Origin of the sequence: Streptomyces sp. NPDC048383, from assembly GCF_040651775.1 — a bacterium.
GTDB lineage: Bacteria > Actinomycetota > Actinomycetes > Streptomycetales > Streptomycetaceae > Streptomyces.
The window spans coordinates 133,270-152,156 of record NZ_JBEZKS010000002.1; the positions used below are offsets into that span (position 1 = coordinate 133,270).

20 protein-coding genes and 1 pseudogene are annotated in these 18,887 nt (G+C 72.1%); 11 read left to right on the plus strand and 10 right to left on the minus strand.

Translation table 11 applies throughout. The features are described from left to right. Positions 1 to 35: 35 nt before the first annotated feature. The 4 genes from AB0D46_RS03490 to AB0D46_RS03505 all read left to right on the plus strand — a co-directional run bounded on the left by AB0D46_RS03490 (position 36) and on the right by AB0D46_RS03505 (position 3,199). Complete coding sequence (locus AB0D46_RS03490) at positions 36 to 593, plus strand: pyridoxamine 5'-phosphate oxidase family protein (protein ID WP_362875589.1); 558 nt, start codon at positions 36 to 38, stop codon at positions 591 to 593. Between the two features lie 117 nt (positions 594 to 710). After that, positions 711 to 1,388 carry a VanZ family protein gene (locus tag AB0D46_RS03495; RefSeq protein ID WP_362875590.1) on the plus strand — a complete coding sequence of 226 codons (678 nt, stop codon included), beginning with the start codon at positions 711 to 713 and terminating at the stop codon, positions 1,386 to 1,388. Positions 1,389 to 1,398: 10 nt separating this feature from the next. After that, on the plus strand, positions 1,399 to 2,094 hold the full coding sequence (locus AB0D46_RS03500; protein WP_362875591.1) for a response regulator transcription factor: 696 nt from the start codon (positions 1,399 to 1,401) through the stop codon (positions 2,092 to 2,094). Beyond that, a complete protein-coding gene (locus AB0D46_RS03505; RefSeq protein WP_362875592.1) occupies positions 2,087 to 3,199 on the plus strand; it encodes a HAMP domain-containing sensor histidine kinase in 1,113 nt (370 codons plus the stop codon). Before AB0D46_RS03500 ends, AB0D46_RS03505 begins: the two co-directional genes overlap by 8 nt. Positions 3,200 to 3,245: 46 nt before the next feature. Here the strand turns inward: AB0D46_RS03505 and AB0D46_RS03510 are convergent, their stop codons facing one another. Together AB0D46_RS03510 and AB0D46_RS03515 are read right to left on the minus strand one after the other, a co-directional pair. Further along, positions 3,246 to 4,151, minus strand: coding sequence for a hypothetical protein (locus tag AB0D46_RS03510; protein ID WP_362875593.1), 906 nt, complete (start codon positions 4,149 to 4,151; stop codon positions 3,246 to 3,248). A gap of 281 nt (positions 4,152 to 4,432) precedes the next feature. Then, positions 4,433 to 4,645: a DUF4287 domain-containing protein gene (locus AB0D46_RS03515; RefSeq protein WP_362875594.1), complete on the minus strand. Its 213-nt coding sequence runs from the start codon at positions 4,643 to 4,645 to the stop codon at positions 4,433 to 4,435. A 238-nt stretch (positions 4,646 to 4,883) separates the two neighbouring features. Between AB0D46_RS03515 and AB0D46_RS03520 the strand changes: the two are divergent. The 5 genes and pseudogenes from AB0D46_RS03520 to AB0D46_RS03540 form a co-directional block, all read left to right on the plus strand. Then, a pseudogene (locus AB0D46_RS03520) lies at positions 4,884 to 5,069 on the plus strand (diaminopimelate decarboxylase); the annotation flags it as partial. A gap of 251 nt (positions 5,070 to 5,320) precedes the next feature. Continuing rightward, on the plus strand, positions 5,321 to 5,410 hold the full coding sequence (gene kdpF / locus AB0D46_RS03525) for a K(+)-transporting ATPase subunit F (protein WP_362875595.1): 90 nt from the start codon (positions 5,321 to 5,323) through the stop codon (positions 5,408 to 5,410). Between the two features lie 8 nt (positions 5,411 to 5,418). Beyond that, positions 5,419 to 7,083, plus strand: coding sequence for a potassium-transporting ATPase subunit KdpA (gene kdpA / locus AB0D46_RS03530; RefSeq protein WP_362875596.1), 1,665 nt, complete (start codon positions 5,419 to 5,421; stop codon positions 7,081 to 7,083). Continuing rightward, positions 7,080 to 9,182, plus strand: coding sequence for a potassium-transporting ATPase subunit KdpB (gene kdpB / locus AB0D46_RS03535; RefSeq protein WP_362875597.1), 2,103 nt, complete (start codon positions 7,080 to 7,082; stop codon positions 9,180 to 9,182). Before kdpA ends, kdpB begins: the two co-directional genes overlap by 4 nt. A gap of 20 nt (positions 9,183 to 9,202) precedes the next feature. Continuing rightward, positions 9,203 to 9,880, plus strand: coding sequence for a potassium-transporting ATPase subunit C (locus AB0D46_RS03540; protein WP_362875598.1), 678 nt, complete (start codon positions 9,203 to 9,205; stop codon positions 9,878 to 9,880). 107 nt (positions 9,881 to 9,987) lie between these two features. Here AB0D46_RS03540 and AB0D46_RS03545 read toward each other — a convergent pair whose 3' ends face one another. Then, complete coding sequence (locus AB0D46_RS03545; RefSeq protein ID WP_362875599.1) at positions 9,988 to 11,478, minus strand: MFS transporter; 1,491 nt, start codon at positions 11,476 to 11,478, stop codon at positions 9,988 to 9,990. An 87-nt stretch (positions 11,479 to 11,565) separates the two neighbouring features. After that, positions 11,566 to 12,162 (minus strand): DUF2231 domain-containing protein, encoded by a 597-nt coding sequence (locus AB0D46_RS03550; RefSeq protein ID WP_362875600.1) that lies wholly within the window; start codon positions 12,160 to 12,162, stop codon positions 11,566 to 11,568. 200 nt (positions 12,163 to 12,362) lie between these two features. On the opposite strand from AB0D46_RS03550, the gene AB0D46_RS03555 reads away from it, so the two are divergent. Next, the gene (locus tag AB0D46_RS03555) at positions 12,363 to 13,730 is read left to right on the plus strand and encodes an AI-2E family transporter (RefSeq protein WP_362875601.1); all 1,368 of its coding nucleotides are present in this window, start codon (positions 12,363 to 12,365) and stop codon (positions 13,728 to 13,730) included. Positions 13,731 to 13,740: 10 nt separating this feature from the next. Here AB0D46_RS03555 and AB0D46_RS03560 read toward each other — a convergent pair whose 3' ends face one another. Genes AB0D46_RS03560 through AB0D46_RS03570 form a run of 3 tightly spaced genes read right to left on the minus strand, consistent with a single transcriptional unit; the run spans position 13,741 to position 15,508 of the window. Beyond that, a complete protein-coding gene (locus AB0D46_RS03560) occupies positions 13,741 to 14,505 on the minus strand; it encodes a metallophosphoesterase (RefSeq protein ID WP_362875602.1) in 765 nt (254 codons plus the stop codon). After that, complete coding sequence (locus tag AB0D46_RS03565; protein WP_362875603.1) at positions 14,502 to 14,756, minus strand: hypothetical protein; 255 nt, start codon at positions 14,754 to 14,756, stop codon at positions 14,502 to 14,504. Before AB0D46_RS03565 ends, AB0D46_RS03560 begins: the two co-directional genes overlap by 4 nt. Beyond that, entirely contained in the window at positions 14,756 to 15,508 is a 753-nt protein-coding gene (locus AB0D46_RS03570; RefSeq protein WP_362875604.1) for a hypothetical protein, read from the minus strand. Before AB0D46_RS03570 ends, AB0D46_RS03565 begins: the two co-directional genes overlap by 1 nt. A 181-nt stretch (positions 15,509 to 15,689) precedes the next feature. On the opposite strand from AB0D46_RS03570, the gene AB0D46_RS03575 reads away from it, so the two are divergent. Next, entirely contained in the window at positions 15,690 to 16,790 is a 1,101-nt protein-coding gene (locus AB0D46_RS03575) for an NAD-dependent epimerase/dehydratase family protein (RefSeq protein WP_362875605.1), read from the plus strand. Between the two features lie 104 nt (positions 16,791 to 16,894). Here AB0D46_RS03575 and AB0D46_RS03580 read toward each other — a convergent pair whose 3' ends face one another. From AB0D46_RS03580 to AB0D46_RS03590, 3 genes are all read right to left on the minus strand, one after another. Beyond that, the gene (locus AB0D46_RS03580; RefSeq protein ID WP_362875606.1) at positions 16,895 to 17,497 is read right to left on the minus strand and encodes a hypothetical protein; all 603 of its coding nucleotides are present in this window, start codon (positions 17,495 to 17,497) and stop codon (positions 16,895 to 16,897) included. Between the two features lies 1 nt (position 17,498). After that, the gene (locus AB0D46_RS03585) at positions 17,499 to 18,041 is read right to left on the minus strand and encodes a hypothetical protein (protein ID WP_362875607.1); all 543 of its coding nucleotides are present in this window, start codon (positions 18,039 to 18,041) and stop codon (positions 17,499 to 17,501) included. A 93-nt stretch (positions 18,042 to 18,134) separates the two neighbouring features. Next, positions 18,135 to 18,563, minus strand: a complete 429-nt coding sequence (locus tag AB0D46_RS03590) for a hypothetical protein (protein ID WP_362875608.1) — start codon at positions 18,561 to 18,563, stop codon at positions 18,135 to 18,137. Between the last annotated feature and the right edge of the window lie 324 nt (positions 18,564 to 18,887).

The window sequence follows — 18,887 nt, forward strand, 5'->3', positions numbered from 1 at the left end:
GGTCGGTCGACCATGGGGTGAGGAAGGAGCCCGCCATGCCGGATCAAGGACCCACCACCCCCCGCACCACCGAACTCGACGCGCGCTACAGCTCGGCTCTCAACCCCCGCCCGGGCGCGGAGGACGTCACCGCCACCGACTGGGAGCGGGCGCGGCGGCAGTTGGCCGCCGCCGAGATCTTCTGGGTGTCCACGGTGCGGCCCGACGGCCGCCTGCACGTCACCCCCGTCATCGCCGCCTGGCACGAGGGAGTGCTGTACTTCTCGACCGGTCCGGGGGAACAGAAGGCGAGGAACCTCGCCCACGACGGCCACTGCGCGGTGACCACCGGCGGGAACTCCCTCTCCGAGGGGCTCGACCTGGTCATCGAGGGGATGGCGGAGCCGGTTTCGGATCCGGCGGCGCTCGAGGAGGTGATCGCGGCGTACGAGGCGAAGTACGGTGCGCACATCACCTCCCCCGAGGGGACCTTCCACGGCATCGGGGACGCGTTCCGCACGGGGAACGCCGTGGTGTTCGCGGTGGCGCCGACCGCGGCGTACGGCTTCGGCCGCGACGACGGGGTGTACAGCCACACCCGGTGGACGTTCTGACCGGGCGCGGCTGAAGGTCGCCGGCGGTGCGTCCTCGGCGCACGCGGCGGCCGTGTATCGCGGGTGTATCGAAAACCGCATACGCCCGGGCAACGACCCCTCGTGTCCCATGGGCCCATGACCCACGACGTGTCCCTGTCCCTGTCCGCGCCTCCCCGCCGCCGGCGCGGGTTCGTGTTCCTCGGCCTGGCGTTCCTCGGTGTGGTCGGCGCCGCGTTCCTGATGCGGCGAATGCTCCTGATGTCCGCCCCGAGGTGCCTGTCCGGTCGGTGGCACGGCTGCTTCGACACCTTCAACGGTGTTGTGTTCATGACCCTGCTCACGTTGCCGCTGTCCCTGCTGCTGGTGTGGGCGCTGGCCCGCCGGCGGCGCGCCGCCGGGATCACGGCGGCGTGGCGGACGTCGCTGGCCGAGGTGGGGACGGTCCACGGGACGGTGCCGTTCGTCTGGATGATCCTGATGCCGGGCGCCGGCGCGGGCGTCGTCCCCGGTCGGGTGAGTTTGGTGCCGCTGCTGGACCTGGTCACGATGGGGCCGCTCGGCATCGCCGGGAACCTGCTGGTCTTCGCGGCGTTGGGGTTCTTCGCCCCGATGCGGTGCGCGGCCGTCGCGTCCGTACCGCGACTGCTCGCCCTCGGGGCGGGCTGCTCGGTGGTGGTCGAGACCGCGCAGTACGTCCTGCGGTTGGACCGCGTGTCCTCCGTGGACGACGTACTGGTCAACGCCGTCGGCGCCGTCCTCGCCGGGCTGGCGTCACGCCGCTGGTGGCGCACCCGGGCGGGGGCGACCACCTAGGGTGGCGGGCATGCGCGTACTGATCGTGGAGGACGAGCCGTACCTCGCCGAGGCCGTCCGTGACGGCCTGCGGCTGGAGGCGATCGCCGCCGACATCGCCGGCGACGGCGACTCCGCCCTGGAACTGCTCGGCGTCCACTCCTACGACCTCGCGATCCTCGACCGCGACATACCCGGCCCCTCCGGCGACGAGGTCGCGCGGCGCATCGTCGCCTCCGGCAGCGGCATCCCGATCCTGATGCTCACCGCTGCCGACCGGATCGACGACAAGGCGTCCGGGTTCGGGCTCGGCGCCGACGACTACCTCACCAAACCGTTCGAGCTGCGGGAGCTCGTCCTGCGGCTGCGGGCGCTCGACCGCAGGCGCGCGTACGCCCGTCCCCCGGTGCGCGAGATCGCGGGCCTGCGGCTCGACCCCTTCCGCCGGGAGGTCTTCCGCGACGGACGGTACGTCGCGCTCACCCGCAAACAGTTCGCCGTGCTCGACGTGCTCGTCGCCGCCGAGGGGGGTGTCGTCAGTACGGAGGAACTGCTGGAGCGGGCCTGGGACGAGAACGCCGACCCCTTCACCAACGCCGTCCGCATCACCGTCTCCGCCCTGCGCAAACGGCTCGGCGAACCATGGGCCATCGCCACGGCGCCCGGCGTCGGCTACCGCATCGCGGCCGACCACGACATCACCGGCCCCGACGGTACGGATGCCTAGGCGACCGGGGCCCAGTGCTCGGCTGAAGCTCACCCTCAGCTATGCCGGGTTCCTCGCCGTCGCCGGGGCCCTCCTGCTGGCCGTGGTGTGGGTGTTCCTGCTGCGGTACGTACCCGACAACACCAAGGGCCTGCTCGGGATCTCGCCCAACCGGTACCTCCTCGTGCGCACCTTCGCGCCCGCGGCGGCCGTGGCGATGGCCTTCCTGCTCGTGTTCGGTCTCGTCGGGGGGTGGGTACTCGCCGGACGGATGCTCGCGCCGCTCCACCGGATCACGGCCGCGGCCCGGACGGCCGGCTCCGGGTCACTGTCCCACCGGGTCCGCATGGAGGGCCGCCTGGACGAGTTCCGTGAACTCGCCGACACGTTCGACGCGATGCTCGAACAGCTGGAGTCGCACGACGCCGAGCAGCGGCGGTTCGCCGCGAACGCCTCGCACGAACTGCGCACCCCGCTGGCCGTCTCCCGGACGCTGCTCGACGTCGCCCGCCGGGATCCCACCCGGGACCGGGACGCGCTGCTCGCACGCCTGCAGGTGGTCAACACGCGCGCGATCGACCTCATCGAGGCCCTCCTGCTGCTCAGCCGCAGCGACCGCGGGAACTTCGCCCGCGAGAGCGTCGACCTTTCCCTCGTCGCCGAGGAGGCCGCCGAAACCGTGCTCCCCCTCGCCGAACAGCGCGGCATCACGCTCGACGTCACCGGTGGAGCGACCCGGACGCCCGGCTCCGCGGAACTGCTGCTGCGCATGGTGACGAACCTCGTGCAGAACGCCGTCGTCCACAATCTGCCCGCAGGCGGCTCCGTGACGGTCCACACCGGGACGGAGCACGACGCGAGCGTGTTGCGGGTCGAGAACACCGGCCGTCCGGTGCCGGCCGACGTGGTCCCGACCCTCACCGAGCCCTTCCGACGGGGAGCCGAACGCGTGCGCACCGACGAGCACGCCGGTGTCGGCCTCGGTCTCGCCCTCGTGCACAGCATCGTCCGCACCCACGGCGGAACCCTCGACCTGGTCCCCCGGCCGTCCGGGGGACTCCTCGTCACGGTGCGGCTTCCGGACGCCCCCGACGCGGTTCGCGAGGGGGGCCGCCCGGCCCGTTGACCGGACGTTCGGTACCGGCCCGGGTGCCCCGCGGTGCGGAGACGGGTCAGCGGAGCTTCGAGAGCCCCTTGTCCACCGTGCCCCGCGCACCGTCCGCGCCCGGCCGGGGCTTCCTCGGCGGGAAGGCGAGGCCGGTCGGCGTGTTGAGCCCGTCGGAGGCGAGGGTGACCTGGCCGCCGCCCGTCTCCCGTACGCGGACGACCCGGTTGTCGAAGCCGTCGGCCACGTAGAGGCCGCCGGAGCCGTCGAGCGCGAGGCCCAGCGGATCGCTCAGGCCGGTGACGGGAACCGTGCTCTGCTGCCCGTCGGCCGCGGACACCTTCACCACGCGGTTGTTGCCGCTGTCGGAGACGTAGAGATCGCCCGCCGCGTTGAGCGCGAGGCCGGTCGGCTGGGACAGACCGACCGTGGGCACCGTGGTCTGGCCGCTGCCGTCCGCGGCGACCTTCACGACGCGGTCGTTGACGAAGTCGGAGACGTACAGGTCACCGTCGGGCTCCAGCGCCAGGCCCCAGGGGTGCAGCAGGCCACTGGTGGGGACGGTCGTCTGGGGGCCGCCGCCGGCGGGCACCTTCACCACCCGGTCGTTGAAGCTGTCCGCGATGTAGAGGCTCCCGGCGGCGTCGACGGCGAGGCCGAGCGGGCGGGACAGGTCGACGGTGGGCACGGTGACCTGCCCGCCACCGTTCGGGGGCAGTGTCACCACCCGGTTGTTCCCGGTGTCGGAGACGTAGAGCGCGCCGGCCGCGTCCCAGGCTAGGCCGGTCGGGCGCACCAGCCCGTCGAGGGGTACGGTCATCTGCTCGCCCCCGTCCACCGGCAGGGTGACGACCCGGTTGTTGCCGTAGTCGCTGACGTACAGCGGCGGACCTGCCGGGGAGCGTCCGTCGACCGCGTCCGTCGCGCCGGCGGGTGCGGTCGGCAGGGCGCAGAGCATCAGCAGGCCGGTCACGGCCGCCAGCCGCCGGGTCCGTGTCCACGTCGCCGTAGGGCGGGTACCGGCCGTAAGCCGTCCGCGCGTACCCGCTCGTGCTCCTGCTCCTGCTCCTGCTCGTGCTCGTGCTCGTGCCGTCATGCGTTCCACGACTCACCCACCTGTTGCGACCGGCCCCCGTCACCCGCCGACCTTAGGAAGGCGTTCCGGCGGGCGCGGAAGCCACGCCATCGGCCGTACCGGCGCCACTCCAATGCCCCTGACGGTCGCCGGCGGTGCCGCCGACGGGAGGCGCCGCGTCACTTTCCGTCGGCTTCGGCCAGGGTGTGCGCGACGAGGGCGTTGGCGTGGCCGTGGCCCAGGCCGTGCTCCGTCTTGAGCCAGGAGACGAGTTCCATGTGTCGGGTGAGCGGGGACGCGCCGATGAGCGCCTTCCACTCGGCCACCGGGCGGCCGTACTTCTTCTCGATGGAGGGGAAGTAGGAGGCGGGGCCCTTCACGGTGTCGGTCATGGCGTCGTGTCCTTCGCTGTCGCTGTCGGTGCGGTCCCAGGGTTGACCCGGCCCGCGCGGAGAACTCATCGACCAGACCCTGTGACCCGTGTCACATCGACACGGGGCCCTGGTGGGGCTGCTGATCCTCGGCGAGCGCATCGGCCGGACCGCGAACGTCGGCATCGTCCTCGTGACCGTTTCGGGTGCCGCCGTGGTGGTGGATCTCCAAAGCCGCGCCGGAGCGGAGCGGTCGCCGCCGCGCGACGTCGACCCGAGTGACCTGCTCGCCGTACCGATGGCGGGCGCGTACCAGCTGTCGATGGCGTCCGGCTACAACATGGTCGGCCGTCCCCCGGTGGTCGCCGTCGGGGACGGCAGGGCCCGGCCGCTGGTCCGCCGGGAGACCCTGGCCGACTTCCGCAGCCGGGACGTCGGGCACTGAGCTGCCCCTTCGACTCCGCCCGGCCGGCTGTCGCGTCAGGGCCGCGTCAAGAGTTCCGGTACCCCCGTATGGAGCCCGTCAAGGTGGCTCAACACCCGGCTGAGCTCGCGGTTTGCTCGTCTTCGGCCACACAGGCCCATTCCATTTCATCACTTCATCCAGGAGCTCACGATGGCCGATCCGGCCTTCGTCGCCACCACGATCGCGGTCTTCGCGCTGGTGGCCCTCATCGCCAAGGGGGTGACGAAGCTGTGACCGTGGAAAACTTCGTCGGCCTCGCCGTCGCCGTCTCCCTGCTGGGATACCTGATCCTCGCCCTCCTGTTCCCGGAGAGGTTCTGAGCACCGCCATGAGCCCCGTAACCGCTGGTGTGCTCCAGCTGCTCGCGCTGATCGCCGCCCTCGCACTGGCCTACCGACCGCTCGGCGACCACATGGCCCGGGTCTACTCCTCCGAGAAGCACTGGAAGCCGGAGAAGTGGATGTACAAGGCCATCGGCGCCAACCCGGGGGCCGAGATGCGCTGGCCCGCCTACCTGCGCGCCGTGCTGGCGTTCTCGGCCGTGAGCGTCCTCTTCCTGTACGGCCTGCAGCGCCTCCAGGGCAGCCTGCCCGGGTCGCTCGGCTTCGTGTCGATCGACCCGGACCAGGCCTTCAACACCGCCGCGTCCTTCGTGGCGAACACCAACTGGCAGTCCTACTACGGCGAGCAGGCCATGGGCCACGTCGTGCAGACCGGCGGCCTGGCGGTGCAGAACTTCGTCTCCGCGGCCGTGGGCATGGCCGTCGCGGTGGCCCTCGTGAGGGGCTTCGCGCGCTCCCGCACCGGTGAACTCGGCAACTTCTGGGCCGACCTGGTGCGCGGGACCGTACGCGTCCTGCTGCCGCTGTCCGTGATCGGCGCGCTGGTCCTGGTCGCCTGCGGAGTCATCCAGAACTTCTCCGGGATCCACGGGGTCGGCCAGTTCATGGGCGGCACGCAACAGTGGAACGGCGGGGCGGTGGCCTCGCAGGAGGTCATCAAGGAACTCGGGACGAACGGCGGCGGCTACTTCAACGCCAACTCCGCGCACCCCTTCGAGAACCCGACTCCCTTCACCAACCTGTTCGAGATCTTCCTGATCCTGCTGATCCCCTTCTCGCTGACCCGCACCTTCGGCCGGATGGTCGGCAACCTGCGCCAGGGCTGGGCGATCCTGGCGACGATGGCCGCCCTCTGGCTCGGCTTCACCGCGCTGATGATGTGGACGGAGTTCGCGCACCACGGCCCGGCGCTCCAGGCCGCCGGCGGGGCGATGGAGGGCAAGGAGACCCGCTTCGGCATCGCCGGATCGTCGATCTTCGCCGTCGCGACCACGCTGACCTCGACCGGCGCGGTCAACTCCTTCCACTCCTCCTACACCGGCCTCGGCGGCGGGATCACCATGCTGGGCATGCAACTGGGCGAGATCGCGCCCGGAGGCGTCGGCTCGGGCCTCTACGGCATGCTGATCATGGCGATCATCGCGGTGTTCATCGCCGGGTTGATGGTCGGCCGCACCCCCGAGTACCTGGGCAAGAAGATCGGCACCCGCCAGATCAAGCTCGCCGCCTGTTACATCCTCGTCACGCCGACGCTGGTGCTCTGCTTCACCGCCGCCGCGATGGCGCTGCCGACGCCGGGCCGGTCGATGGCCAACGGCGGTGCGCACGGCTTCTCCGAGATCCTCTACGCCTACACATCGGGCGCCAACAACAACGGCTCCGCCTTCGCGGGCCTGAACGCCGACACCCAGTGGTTCAACAGCACCATCGGCATCGCGATGCTCCTCGGCCGCTTCCTGCCGATGGTCTTCGTCCTGGCACTGGCCGGCTCGCTCGCCGAGCAGCAGCCGGTGCCGGCCACGGCGGGCACCCTGCGCACCGACAAGCCGCTCTACGCGGGCCTCCTCGTCGGCACGATCCTCATCATCACCGGACTCACCTACTTCCCCGCCCTCGCGCTGGGGCCGCTCGCCGAAGGGCTCGCGTCATGAGCACCATCACCCCCACCCGTGCCCCGCACGAGGACCGGCCCGCCGGTCGCACGCCGGCCGGACGCGTCGGCGCGGGCCTGTTCGAACCCAGGGCGCTGGTCAAGGCGTTCCCCGACGCGGTGCGCAAGCTCGACCCGCGCGTCATGGTCAAGTCCCCGGTCATGTTCGTCGTCCTCGTCGGCTCCGTCGTCACGACGCTGCTGGCCCTGGCGGACCCGACGGACTGGTTCGGCTGGGCGATCACCGTCTGGCTGTGGCTCACCACGATCTTCGCGAACCTCGCGGAAGCCGTCGCCGAGGGCCGGGGCAAGGCCCAGGCCGACACCCTGCGCAAGGCCAAGACCGACTCCGTGGCCCGGCGACTGCTCCACGGCGGCGGCGGCGAGGAGCCGGTTCCGGGTACGGAACTGCGCGTCGGCGACCTGGTGGTGTGCGAGGCCGGCGACGTCATTCCGGGCGACGGCGACGTCGTCGAGGGTGTCGCCTCGGTCGACGAATCGGCCATCACCGGCGAATCGGCGCCGGTCATCCGGGAGTCGGGCGGCGACCGCAGCGCCGTGACCGGAGGCACCAAGGTGCTCTCCGACCGGATCGTCGTCAAGATCACCACCAAGCCGGGCGAGACCTTCATCGACCGCATGATCGCCCTCGTAGAGGGCGCGGCCCGGCAGAAGACGCCGAACGAGATCGCACTCGACATCCTGCTGGCGTCCCTCACGATCGTCTTCCTGCTCGCGGTCGTCACCCTCCAGCCGTTCGCGATCCACGCCGGCGCCGAGCAGTCGATGATCGTGCTCACCGCGCTGCTGGTCTGCCTGATCCCGACCACGATCGGCGCGCTGCTCTCCGCCATCGGCATCGCCGGCATGGACCGGCTCGTCCAGCGCAACGTCCTGGCGATGTCGGGGCGGGCCGTGGAGGCCGCGGGTGACGTGTCGACCCTGCTGCTCGACAAGACCGGCACGATCACCCTCGGCAACCGCCGGGCCTGCGCGTTCGTCCCCGTCAGCGGCACCACGGCGGCCGAACTGGCGGACGCCGCGCAGTTGTCGTCGCTGGCCGATGAAACGCCCGAGGGTCGCTCGATCGTGGTCCTCGCGAAGGAGGCGTACGGGCTGCGCGAACGCCACCGGAGCGAGCTCGCGCACGCCGAGTGGATCGACTTCACCGCCCGGACCCGGATGTCGGGCGTCGACGCCGACGGCAGGAAAACCCGTAAGGGCGCGGCCGGTTCGATCATCGGTTGGGTGCGGGAGCGGGGCGGGCAGGTCGCCGAGGACGCCGGGCCCCTGGCCGATCGGATCTCCGAGGCCGGCGGTACGCCGCTGCTGGTCGCCGTCGAGGACGCGCGGGGCGCCCGGATCCTGGGCGTCGTCCACCTGAAGGACGTGGTCAAGGACGGCATGCGGGAGCGGTTCGAGGAACTGCGCCGCATGGGCATCAAAACCGTCATGATCACGGGCGACAACCCGCTGACGGCCAGGGCCATCGCCGAGGAGGCCGGCGTCGACGACTTCCTCGCGGAGGCCACTCCCGAGGACAAGATGGCCCTGATCAAGCGGGAGCAGGCGGGCGGCAAGCTCGTCGCGATGACGGGGGACGGTACGAACGACGCCCCGGCCCTGGCTCAGGCGGACGTCGGCGTCGCGATGAACACCGGTACCTCGGCCGCCAAGGAGGCCGGGAACATGGTGGACCTGGACTCCGATCCCACCAAACTCATCGAGATCGTCGAGATCGGCAAGCAGCTCCTGATCACGCGCGGCGCGCTGACGACGTTCTCCATAGCCAACGACGTCGCCAAGTACTTCGCGATCATCCCGGCGATGTTCGCCGTGGTCCACCCGGGCCTCGACAAGCTCAACGTCATGGGCCTGGCCTCCCCCGAGTCCGCGATCCTCTCGGCCGTCGTCTTCAACGCGCTGATCATCATCGCGCTCGTGCCGCTGGCCCTCAAGGGCGTCCGGTACCGGCCCACCAGCGCCGACAGGATGCTCCGCCGCAACCTCGGGATCTACGGGCTGGGCGGCCTGATCGCCCCGTTCATCGGGATCAAGCTCATCGACATGCTCCTCTCCCTCGTCCCCGGACTGCGCTGAAACAGGAACGTGCTGACACCATGAACAGTTCTGCAGGAAACACCGCACGGCTCCTCGGCGCGGGCCTGCGCGCGCTCCTCGTGCTGACGGTGCTGTGCGGGGTGCTCTACCCGCTCGCCGTCACCGGCATCGCGCAGGCCGCTTTCCACGAAGGGGCGAACGGCTCGCGGATCGAGGACGGCAGCGGGCGGGTCGTCGGCTCGGCGCTCATCGGCCAGACCTACGACCTGCCGGACGAGGACACCGGCGACCCGGCCAAGGCCCCCGAGCCGGACCTCCGGTGGTTCCAGCCGCGCCCGTCCCACGGCCTCGGAACCAACAGCGTCAACACCCGGTACTCACTCATCCTGTCCGGTGCCACCAACAAGGCCGCCGACAACCCGGACCTGGTGAAGCTGGTCGAGGACGCCAAGGCCGCGGTCGTCGCGGACAACACCACGGCCTCGTACACCGTCAGCCCCCGGGACGTGCCGGCCGACGCCGTCACCTCCTCCGGCTCCGGGCTCGACCCGAACATCTCCCCCGCGTACGCCGCGCTCCAGGTCCACCGCGTCGCGGAGCGCGGCGGCCTCGACGTCGACCGGGTGGCGAAGCTGGTCGCGGACCACACCCAGGGTCGTACGTTCGGCTTCATGGGCGAGCCCCGCGTGAACGTGCTCGAACTCAACACCGCGCTCAGGGACCTGACCCGGCGCTGACGACGCGACGCCCACGAAAAGGGCCCGGTGGGGCGCGGAATCCCCGCCCCACCGGGCCCCCCGCGTCGAGGTTCACACCGTTTCGCGGCGGCGCGAGCGTCCCTCCGTCACGCCGGGTCCTTCGCCATGTCGGACGGCTCCGGCGTGCGGACCGAGAGGGGGGTCGCGATGTCCTCCAGGGAGCGGCCCTCGGCGGCGACCGCGTAGAAGACGGCCACCAGCCCCGCGGCGACCATCAGCGCGGCCCCGATGCAGAAGGCGAGGGCCGCGTCGGCCACCACGCCGCTGGAGGTGAGGCCGGCGAAGATCAGCGGTCCGGAGATGCCGCCCGCGGCGGTTCCGATGGCGTAGAAGAAGGCGATCGCCATCGCGCGGGTCTCCATCGGGAAGATCTCACTGACGGTCAGGTAGGCCGAACTCGCCCCGGCGGAGGCGAAGAAGAGCACGACGCACCAGCACGCGGTCATGGTCAGGGCGGTGAGTTGGCCGGCGCCGAAGAGCCAGGCCGTACCGAACAGCAGCAGACCGGACAGGATGTACGTGCCGGAGATCATCGGGCGACGGCCGAGCGTGTCGAACAACCGGCCCAGCAGCAGCGGCCCGAGGAAGTTGCCGACGGCGATGACCGCGAAGTAGTAGCCGGTCACGGAGCTGGACACGTCGAAGAAGGTGACCAGGATGGAACCGAAGCCGAAGGTGATCGCGTTGTAGAGGAAGGCCTGACCGACGAAGAGGGACAGGCCCAGCACGGCCCGCTTCGGGTAGGTGCGGAACACGGTCTTCGCGATCTCCCCGAAACCGATGCTGCGGCGCACGGTGACGGTCATGGCGGCCCCCGGCTCCGGCAGCGGTTTCCCGGTTTCCGCCTCGATCTGTCGTTCGACGTCGGCGACCAGGTCCTCGGCCTCCTGCGCCCGGCCGTGCATGATCATCCAGCGCGGGCTCTCCGGGACGTGCCGTCGTACGAGCAGGATGACCAGGCCGAGCACGACGCCGAGGGCGAACGTCAACCGCCAGCCCACCGACGGCGCGAAGATCTCGGTGTTCAGGGCGACGACGGACAGCAGGGCGCCCGCGACCGCGCCCAGCCAGAAACTGCCGTTGATGATGAGGTCGACGCGGCCGCGGTACTTGCTGGGGATCAGCTCGTCGATCGCGGAGTTGATGGCCGCGTACTCGCCCCCGATGCCGAAGCCGGTCAGGAAACGGAAGAGGAAGAACCACCAGGAGGAGAAGGACAGGGCGGTCAGGGCCGTCGCGGCCAGGTAGACCGCGAGCGTGATCAGGAAGAGCTTCTTGCGGCCGAAGAGGTCGGTGAGACGGCCGAAGAACAGGGCGCCTGCGCAGGCTCCCGCCACGTAGAGGGCGGCGGCCAGGCCCGTGACCTGGGCGTCGGTGATGGACAGGCCGCTGTCGTCCTCGGAGAGGCGGCTGGCGATGCTGCCCACGACGGTGACTTCGAGACCGTCCAGGATCCAGACGGTGCCCAGTCCGATGACGATCATCCAGTGCCACCGGGACCAGGGCAACCGGTCCAGCCGCGCGGGCACCTTGGTGGTGACGGTTTGCGTGTTCACCGTCTGTGAGGTCTCCGACATGCCGCACGTCTGCCCCGGGCCCCCCGGGTCAAACGGGGCCGCTCCGGGGGTCGTTGCCCCGGCGGGACCCCGTTCGGGGGCGCCTCCTCACGGGGTCGGGTCGGCTCCGACGGCCTGCCGGTACGCCACGTGCCCGCCGAGCGCGCCCGTCACGGCGACCGCCGCCAGCCCGGCCACCGACCACAGCCGGCCCTTCACCGGACCACCGCGCAGGCGTGCCCCCAGGGACAGCGCGTAGCAGGTGACCGCGGCGGCGTTCGCCGCCGCGTGGGCCAGTCCGACCCGGGCCTGTCGGGGCGGCAGGTCCGCCCAGTCGACCCACCCCGCCACCGCCGCCGGGGCGACACCGGCCAGGCCCACGGCCGTCAGGGTCGTCGCGGCGCGGCCCGCTCCCGGTACGACGTCCAGCACTCCGGCCGACAACCAGCAGCCGATGGGGACCTGGACCAGGATCGGATGCAGGGGGTGACCCAGCGGCCGGCCGCGCAGCACGTCGCGCGCGCCGCCCAGCGGGAGCGAGCGGACCGTCCGTTGGAGGCGCCGGATGACGGGGTCGGCGACGGTGGTCCGTTCGAGCCGGTCGAGGCCCTTGAGCCAGTGGGTCGCGACGGCGCTCAGGGCCGAGGGCCGCCCGGCGTGCGGGTGCCTGTCGGGGACCGGGGCGTCGAGGGCGTGTGTGTTCATGTCCGGCGCCTACCCGCCCTCGCCCGGCCGTCCCACACCGGGCTCGACGGACCCCGCTCCAGCCGGCGGCAGCAGCGGCTGCGGCTGCTGCTGCGGCGGAAATCGCGTCCGGAATCGTCCTCGGACCCCGCCCGGAACGGCTGCGGAACCGGTTCGGCTGATCTCGGGAATTGGGGGCAGAAGGCCAGCGACGAGAAGGGATGGTCCGGATGCCCGGTACCAATACGTGGCTCGACCGCGTGAAGAACGGCGCCAACGCGGTCGGCGAACGGCGCGCGCGGGCCTTGGCGCGCCGCAACGCCGAGTACGAGGCCGAGTACGCGGAGCAGGCCGAGCGGATGGCCCAGCTCCGCAGGGCCCGTACGCGGGTCCCGGACCCGGCGCGGGCGGTGCCCTGGGGCGTCCGCGTGGCCGCGGAGGCGGCTTGGCGGTTCCTGGTCCTCGCCGCCGCCCTGTGGGTCGTGATGCGGGTGATCGGCGCGGTCCGGCTGGTCGCCCTCGCCTTCGTCGTCTCGCTGTTGGTCACCGCCCTGCTCCAGCCGACCGTCGCCCGCCTGCACCGCAGGGGGCTGCCGCAGGGGTTGGCCACCGCGGTGACCGCGATATGGGGGTTCCTCGTACTGGGTCTCGTCGGTTGGTTCGTCGTATGGCAGGTGCTCGACAACCTCGACACCCTGTCCGGCCGCCTCCAGGAGGGCATCGCCGAACTGAAGCGGTGGCTGATCGACAGTCCGCTGCACGTGACCGAGCAGCAGATCAACGACGTCGCCCAGAAGCTGAACGACGCGATCGGCACCAGCACCAGCGAGATCACCTCGACCGGCCTGCAGGGCGTGACCGTCCTGGTCGAGATCATCACCGGCATGCTGCTGGCGATGTTCTGCACGCTGTGCCTGCTCTACGACGGCCCGCGCGTGTGGCAGTGGACGCTGAAGCTGCTCCCGTCCGCCGCCCGTCCGGGCGTGGCCGACGCGGGTCCGCGGGCCTGGCGGACGCTGACCGCCTACGTACGCGGAACGATGATCGTCGCCCTGATCGACGCCCTGTTCATCGGCGTGGGCATCTACTTCCTGGGCGTGCCCCTGGCCGTGCCCATCGGCGTCGTGATCTTCCTGGCCTCGTTCGTGCCGCTGGTCGGCGCCGTGGCCTCCGGGGCGCTCGCGGTGATCGTCGCCCTGGTCACCCAGGGCGTGTTCACGGCCCTGATGGCGCTGGTGGTGGTGCTCGTCGTCCAGCAGATCGAGGGCCACATCCTGCAGCCGTTCATCCTCGGCCGGGCGGTACGCCTGCACCCGCTGGCGGTGCTCCTGGCCGTGGCCACGGGCGGGCTGGTCGCCGGCATCGGCGGCGCGGTCGTCGCCGTCCCGCTGGTGGCCGTCGCCAATACGGTGATCGTGCACCTGCGCGCGTACGCGGCCGACGAGGACGCGGAACCGGGCGACGGTCCCGAGGCCGTGGGGCAGGACGCCGACGGGGACGGGACGGCCCTCCCCGTCGAGGGCGCGGAGGCACGCGGGGACGACACCGAGCCCCCGCGGCCGGAGGAAAGGCCGCAGGGGCTCACGTAGCGGACCGCTCTCAGGAAGCGGAGCGGTCCGGGGATCCGGTCGGAAGGGGTGCGTGGGGCGACAGGTGGTAGATGGCGAAGGCCCGGTCGATGACCGGCATCGCCACGTTGCGCACCCGCACCCCGCCGGCCGTCATGCCGTGTTCGGTGCCCGAGTGGGCGTGGCCGTGGACGGCGAGGTCGGCCCCCGCGCCGTCCATGGCCTCCGCGAGGAGGTAGCTGCCCAGGAAGGGGTAGATCTCCAGGGGTTCCCCGGCGAGCGTGTCGGGGACGGGCGCGTAGTGCGTGAGGGCGATGCGCAGGTCGCTCCCGGCCTCTTCGAGGCCGTGCAGCGCCTTCTCCAGGCCTCCCGCGCAGGTGCGGGTGTACTGGATGAAGGCCTTCATCTCCGGTTCCCCGAAATCGCTGCCGCTGCGGCCCGCGAAGCCGCCGCCGAAGCCCTTGGTCCCCGCCACGCCGACCCGTGTGCCGTCGAGGTCCAGGACGACTCCGGTGCCCTCCAGGACGTGCACCCCGGCGGCCGTGAGCTCCTCGGCGACGGCTTCCTCCTGGTCGCTCTGGTAGTCGTGGTTGCCGAGCACCGCGACGACGGGGACGGCCAGCCCGGCCACCTCGCCGGCGACCACCCTGGCCTCCTCCCTGGTGCCGTGCCGCGTCAGGTCACCGGCCAACAGCAGCAGGTCCGCGCAGTCGCCGAGGGTGTCGAAGGCGGGCCGCAGGAAGCCGGCGCTGCCGGGGCCCAGGTGGATGTCCCCGACCGCCGCCACCCGGATCACGACAGCTCCTCCGCCCGGTCGGGCGGCGCGGGTCGACTGACCATCAGGTCCTCGTGCCAGTCCAGTCCGGCCAGTTCCTCGGCGGCGAGCCTCAGCACCTCGGCCCGGCACTCCGGGCTGGTGACACTGCCCGAGATCAGCGCTCCCGATCCGCGCGCCTCCACGCGTACGCCCAACTCCGCGATGTCCTCGCGGGCCAGCCGGTCGCGCAGGTGCTCGATCCGGTACTCCACCATGTCGTGGGACGTCATCAGCTCTCCTCCCGTCCCGGTCCGGCCGACCCGGATCCGTCGGTGTTCCTGGCTCCGGTGTTCCTGCCGTCGGTGTTCTCGGCTCCGGTGCTCTCGGCTCCGGTGTTCCTCGCCTCGATGACGCGCAGCCGTTCCAGCAGGTACAGGAACGCGTCGGGCAGCGGTTCGGACCCGTGGTCCCGTTCCAGCCGGGCCCAGTCGATCTGCTCCCGCAGCATGCGTGCCATCGGCAGCAGGTCACCGAAGTCGCAGTAGTGCTCGCAGAGCGCGGCGAGCCGGCTGCCCATGAGGTCCGTGGGCGCGAGGACGGGCATCCACACCGAGTCGACCGCTTTCACGTCGGCCCGGGCCAGGAGTTCCGTACTCACCGGCCGCCGCTCCAGCTCGAAGATCAGGTCGATCTCCTCCCCACCGGAACGGCCCTTGACCAGCCAGTCCTCGGGGGCGCGGCGCATTTCGATGCCGCCCTCGTCCAAGGCCTTGATGACCGCGTCGGCGTCCTCGGGACGGACGCAGAAGTCGGTGTCGTGCTGGAACATGGCCGGCAGTCCGTGGGCGAACGCGGCCACGCTGCCGGCCAGGGCGAAGGGCAGCCCCGACCGTTTGAGCAGGGCGGCGACCAATTTGGTGGTCTCCAGGATCGCCTGGGTGTGGTCCTTGGGCAGGGGGCCCTCGGCGGGCACGGGCGGGCTCAGGGCCTGGGGTGCCGCGTGCCCGGTGGGGGCGGGCGGCGGCGGCTTCGTGGACGTCATGGCAAGCGCGTACCCGTCCCGCCGCGCCGGAATCGCCCGGCGCCCGTGGAGTGCCCGGACCGGTGGAGTGCGGTCGGACCGTACGGGTAGGCGCCCCGCGTGTGTCCGCGCCGTGCCCGACGGCACGGGGCGCCCCGTGGCGGGCCGCGGACGCCGTCCCCGGAAAGGGAGGCACCCGCCCATGCGTCGGACAGTGGAGGAAGGCCCCGGAGGGACCGGCGGAGCCGGTCTGCGCGTCGTGGTCGTCGGGGCGACCGGCAACGTCGGGACGAGTGTCGTACGGGCGCTCACGGAGGATCACGGCGTGGAGTCCGTGCTGGGCCTGGCCCGACGGGTCCCCGGCTGGCGGCCGCCGAAATCGCGGTGGGAGGCCGTGGACATCGAGCCGGGCGGCGAGGACCTCGTACCGCTGTTCATCGGCGCGGACGCCGTCGTCCACCTCGCCTGGAAGTTCCAACCGACCCATCACCCGGCCGAGACCTGGCGCACCAACGTCCTCGGGAGCCTGCGCGTCTTCGACGCGGTGGCCGCCGCGGGCGTACCGGCGCTCGTGCACGCCTCCTCGGTCGGCGCGTACTCCCCCGGTCCCAAGGACCGTGCGGTGGACGAGTCCTGGCCCACGCACGGCTGGCCGCAGGCCGCTTACACGCGGGAGAAGGCGTACCTCGAACGGGTCCTCGACACCTACGAGATCAAGCATCCGGAGATCCGGGTGGTGCGGATGCGGCCGGGCTTCCTCTTCAAACGGGAGGCCGCCTCCGAGCAGCGACGGATCTTCGCGGGTCGGTTGCTGCCGGGCCGTCTGGTACGGCCGGGGTTGGTGCCCGTGGTGCCCGGTCTGCCGGGGCTGCGCTTCCAGGCCCTGCACACCGATGACGCGGCGAGCGCGTACCGGGCGGCCGTCGCCCTGCCGGTACGGGGCGCCTTCAACCTGGCGGCCGAACCGCCGCTGGACTCCGACGTGCTGGCGCGGCTGTTCGAGGCGCGGCCCCTGTCGATGCCGGCCGGTCCGGTGCGGGCCGCCCTCGCGGCGGCGTGGCGGCTGCACCTGGTGCCCGCCTCCCCGGACCTGTTGGACGCGGTGCTGCACCTGCCGCTGATGGACTCCACCCGGGCGAGGGAGGAGCTCTCCTGGGAGCCCCTGCACACCTCCGTGGAGGCGATCGGCGAGTTCCTCGCCGGGTTGCGGGACGGGGCGGGGGCGGACACCGCGCCGCTCGCCGCGGACCGTACGCTCCACCAGCGCCTGGACGCTCTCGCGGACCGCGTCGTCCGGGCGTGAGCGCTTTGCGGGACGGCGGGCCCCGCACACCACACAGCCTCGCGCGGACGGCCGTGGCCGTCCGCGCGAGGCTGTGTGGTGTTCTGCCCGGGCAGTGCGCCGGCTCAGGTCTTGAGCAGCCGGTTGAAGAACGAGCGGTAGTGCTGGAGCGCCAGCCGCAGGTCCTCGGTCGCCACCTGTTCGCCGCGGTCCCACCGGCCTTCCAGGCCCTGCTTGTGCGCCGCGAAGGAACCGGCCAGCGTCTGCATGACCTCGGCGACGAGGCTGTCCGCCGACCTCACGGCCTCCTGCGGGTCGTCGACGAAGCGGCTCTGGATGTCGCTCCAGTTCTTGCGGAACCCCTCCGCCTCGCTGCTCGGGAGCAGCGGGTCGGTGTCGTCGGCGGCGTCCGTGTCGTGCGCCGTGGTCGTGGCCGCGTCGCGGTTCCGGGTCGTGTTCAGGTCGTCCGTGGTCGCGTCCACGTCCGCGGTCGCGTCGACGTCCGCGTCCGCGGTCACGGGGGTGACGGGTTCGGCCGCGCGGTCGTCCGGGTCCGCCCGGTCGTACTCGTCGCCGCGGGTTCCCCCGTCGCCGAAGGCCGTGGTGGCCTCGCCCGGATACACCGGGGCCTGGCCGCGTTCGGCGCCGCCCGGATGAGCGAGGTCCTCGGTGGTCAGGCCGGGGTCGCCGCCCCGTCCTTCGCCTGCGTTCTCGTCCTGTATCCGCATGTCACCCGCTCCTCTGGTCGGTGAGCAGTTCCTCGAACAGGGCGCGGTAGTGAACCATCGCCCCTCGGAGCTCCTCGGTCGTCGCCTGTCCGTTCCCGCTGCGCTCCTTGACGGCGTGCGCGGCCCGGTAGTGCTCCAGCGTGCGGCCGTGTTCGACCGACAGGTCGCGTACGGCACCGCCGTACCCCTCGGTGGGGTAGCCGCGCTCCTTCATCAGTCGCGAAACGAGTTCGTCGGCCTCGGACAGGGAGCCTTCGGGGCGGTCCACGAAGTGCTCCTGGACGCCGCTCCACTCCTGCGCGTACTGCTGCCGCCGCTCGGCGGGCAGTTCCTTGATGTCGAGCTTGTCGTGCCGTTCCTCACGGGCGCGGAGGTCGCGTTCGGCGGCCATCCGGCCGCCCTGCTCCTCGACCGCGCGCTCGTACTCGGGTCCGAACCGACTTTGCAAGTGGCGTCGTCGGGCCTGCATCGATACCAGGGTGGCGATGGCCGCCACCACGATCACAGCGACGACGATGATGACGATCAGCATGCTTGTTGACATCTCCGGCCTCCGTCCCGGGGCCCACCGTTCGATGACGCGCGGCTGCCCGCCTTGTAGTCGTACAAACCCACCCCGCGCGGCGAGTCCGTACGGTCAGAGTTCCGCGCGGGCCACCGACTGGGCGGCGCGCACCGCGACGTTGGCCGCGTCCTCGACGAGCGGCGCCGCCGACCGGCCGTCGCCGGTCAGCGTCCATCCGCACAGGGCCGCCCACCCGAGGGCGGCGGCGGCCGCGACGGAGCGTTCCCTCCGGCCGGCCAGGAACGTACCGAACAGCAGGGCGTCCCCGGCGTCGACCGTGACCCGGCCCAGGACGGCTGTCCGCAGGGCGGGGCCTTCGGGCAGCGCGACCATGGCGGCGCCGATCACCGCGTCACGCACTCCCAGGGCCCGGATGAGCAGGCCGGTGGATCCCTTGTCCGACAGGCCGCAGGGGCGGGCCAACACGCGGGGACTGCAGGCGACCGCCACTCCGTACCCGAGGGTGGCCACGCCCATCGCCCTTGCCGCTGCGGTGCGCATACCGATCACTCCGTTTCGTCGGGCCGGGGCGCCTGGACGGGGCTCCGGTCAAGGGGCGCCTACCCGGCGGGACGTCGGCCACGCGCGGCGCGGTGCCCCGCTCAGGTGGCCGGCTCGGGAGCGGGTCCGGGTCCGGGGAGCGGGCCCGGCTGCGGGAAGGGGTCGGGTCCCGGTGCGGGCGGGGGCTGCGGGTCGGGCCCGGGCCGGGGCGGGGCCGGCGGCACCGGGTCCGGGCCGCCGGGGCCGGGCACCGGCCCCGGGAGCGGCCCCGGTCCGGGACCGGGGCCGGGGCCCGGTGTGGGGGTGGGAGACGGGGGGACGGGG

Coding starts and splice junctions, on each gene's coding strand:
- AB0D46_RS03500 (WP_362875591.1), top strand. CDS start 1,399: ATGCGCGTACTGATCGTGGAGGACGAGCCGTACCTCGCCGAGGCCGTC.
- AB0D46_RS03555 (WP_362875601.1), top strand. CDS start 12,363: ATGGTCCGGATGCCCGGTACCAATACGTGGCTCGACCGCGTGAAGAAC.
- AB0D46_RS03590 (WP_362875608.1), bottom strand. CDS start 18,563: ATGCGCACCGCAGCGGCAAGGGCGATGGGCGTGGCCACCCTCGGGTAC.
- AB0D46_RS03505 (WP_362875592.1), top strand. CDS start 2,087: ATGCCTAGGCGACCGGGGCCCAGTGCTCGGCTGAAGCTCACCCTCAGC.
- AB0D46_RS03570 (WP_362875604.1), bottom strand. CDS start 15,508: ATGACGTCCACGAAGCCGCCGCCGCCCGCCCCCACCGGGCACGCGGCA.
- AB0D46_RS03580 (WP_362875606.1), bottom strand. CDS start 17,497: ATGCGGATACAGGACGAGAACGCAGGCGAAGGACGGGGCGGCGACCCC.
- AB0D46_RS03495 (WP_362875590.1), top strand. CDS start 711: ATGACCCACGACGTGTCCCTGTCCCTGTCCGCGCCTCCCCGCCGCCGG.
- AB0D46_RS03565 (WP_362875603.1), bottom strand. CDS start 14,756: ATGACGTCCCACGACATGGTGGAGTACCGGATCGAGCACCTGCGCGAC.
- AB0D46_RS03515 (WP_362875594.1), bottom strand. CDS start 4,645: ATGACCGACACCGTGAAGGGCCCCGCCTCCTACTTCCCCTCCATCGAG.
- AB0D46_RS03575 (WP_362875605.1), top strand. CDS start 15,690: ATGCGTCGGACAGTGGAGGAAGGCCCCGGAGGGACCGGCGGAGCCGGT.
- AB0D46_RS03540 (WP_362875598.1), top strand. CDS start 9,203: ATGAACAGTTCTGCAGGAAACACCGCACGGCTCCTCGGCGCGGGCCTG.
- AB0D46_RS03585 (WP_362875607.1), bottom strand. CDS start 18,041: ATGTCAACAAGCATGCTGATCGTCATCATCGTCGTCGCTGTGATCGTG.
- AB0D46_RS03490 (WP_362875589.1), top strand. CDS start 36: ATGCCGGATCAAGGACCCACCACCCCCCGCACCACCGAACTCGACGCG.
- kdpB (WP_362875597.1), top strand. CDS start 7,080: ATGAGCACCATCACCCCCACCCGTGCCCCGCACGAGGACCGGCCCGCC.
- AB0D46_RS03550 (WP_362875600.1), bottom strand. CDS start 12,162: ATGAACACACACGCCCTCGACGCCCCGGTCCCCGACAGGCACCCGCAC.
- AB0D46_RS03545 (WP_362875599.1), bottom strand. CDS start 11,478: ATGTCGGAGACCTCACAGACGGTGAACACGCAAACCGTCACCACCAAG.
- kdpA (WP_362875596.1), top strand. CDS start 5,419: ATGAGCCCCGTAACCGCTGGTGTGCTCCAGCTGCTCGCGCTGATCGCC.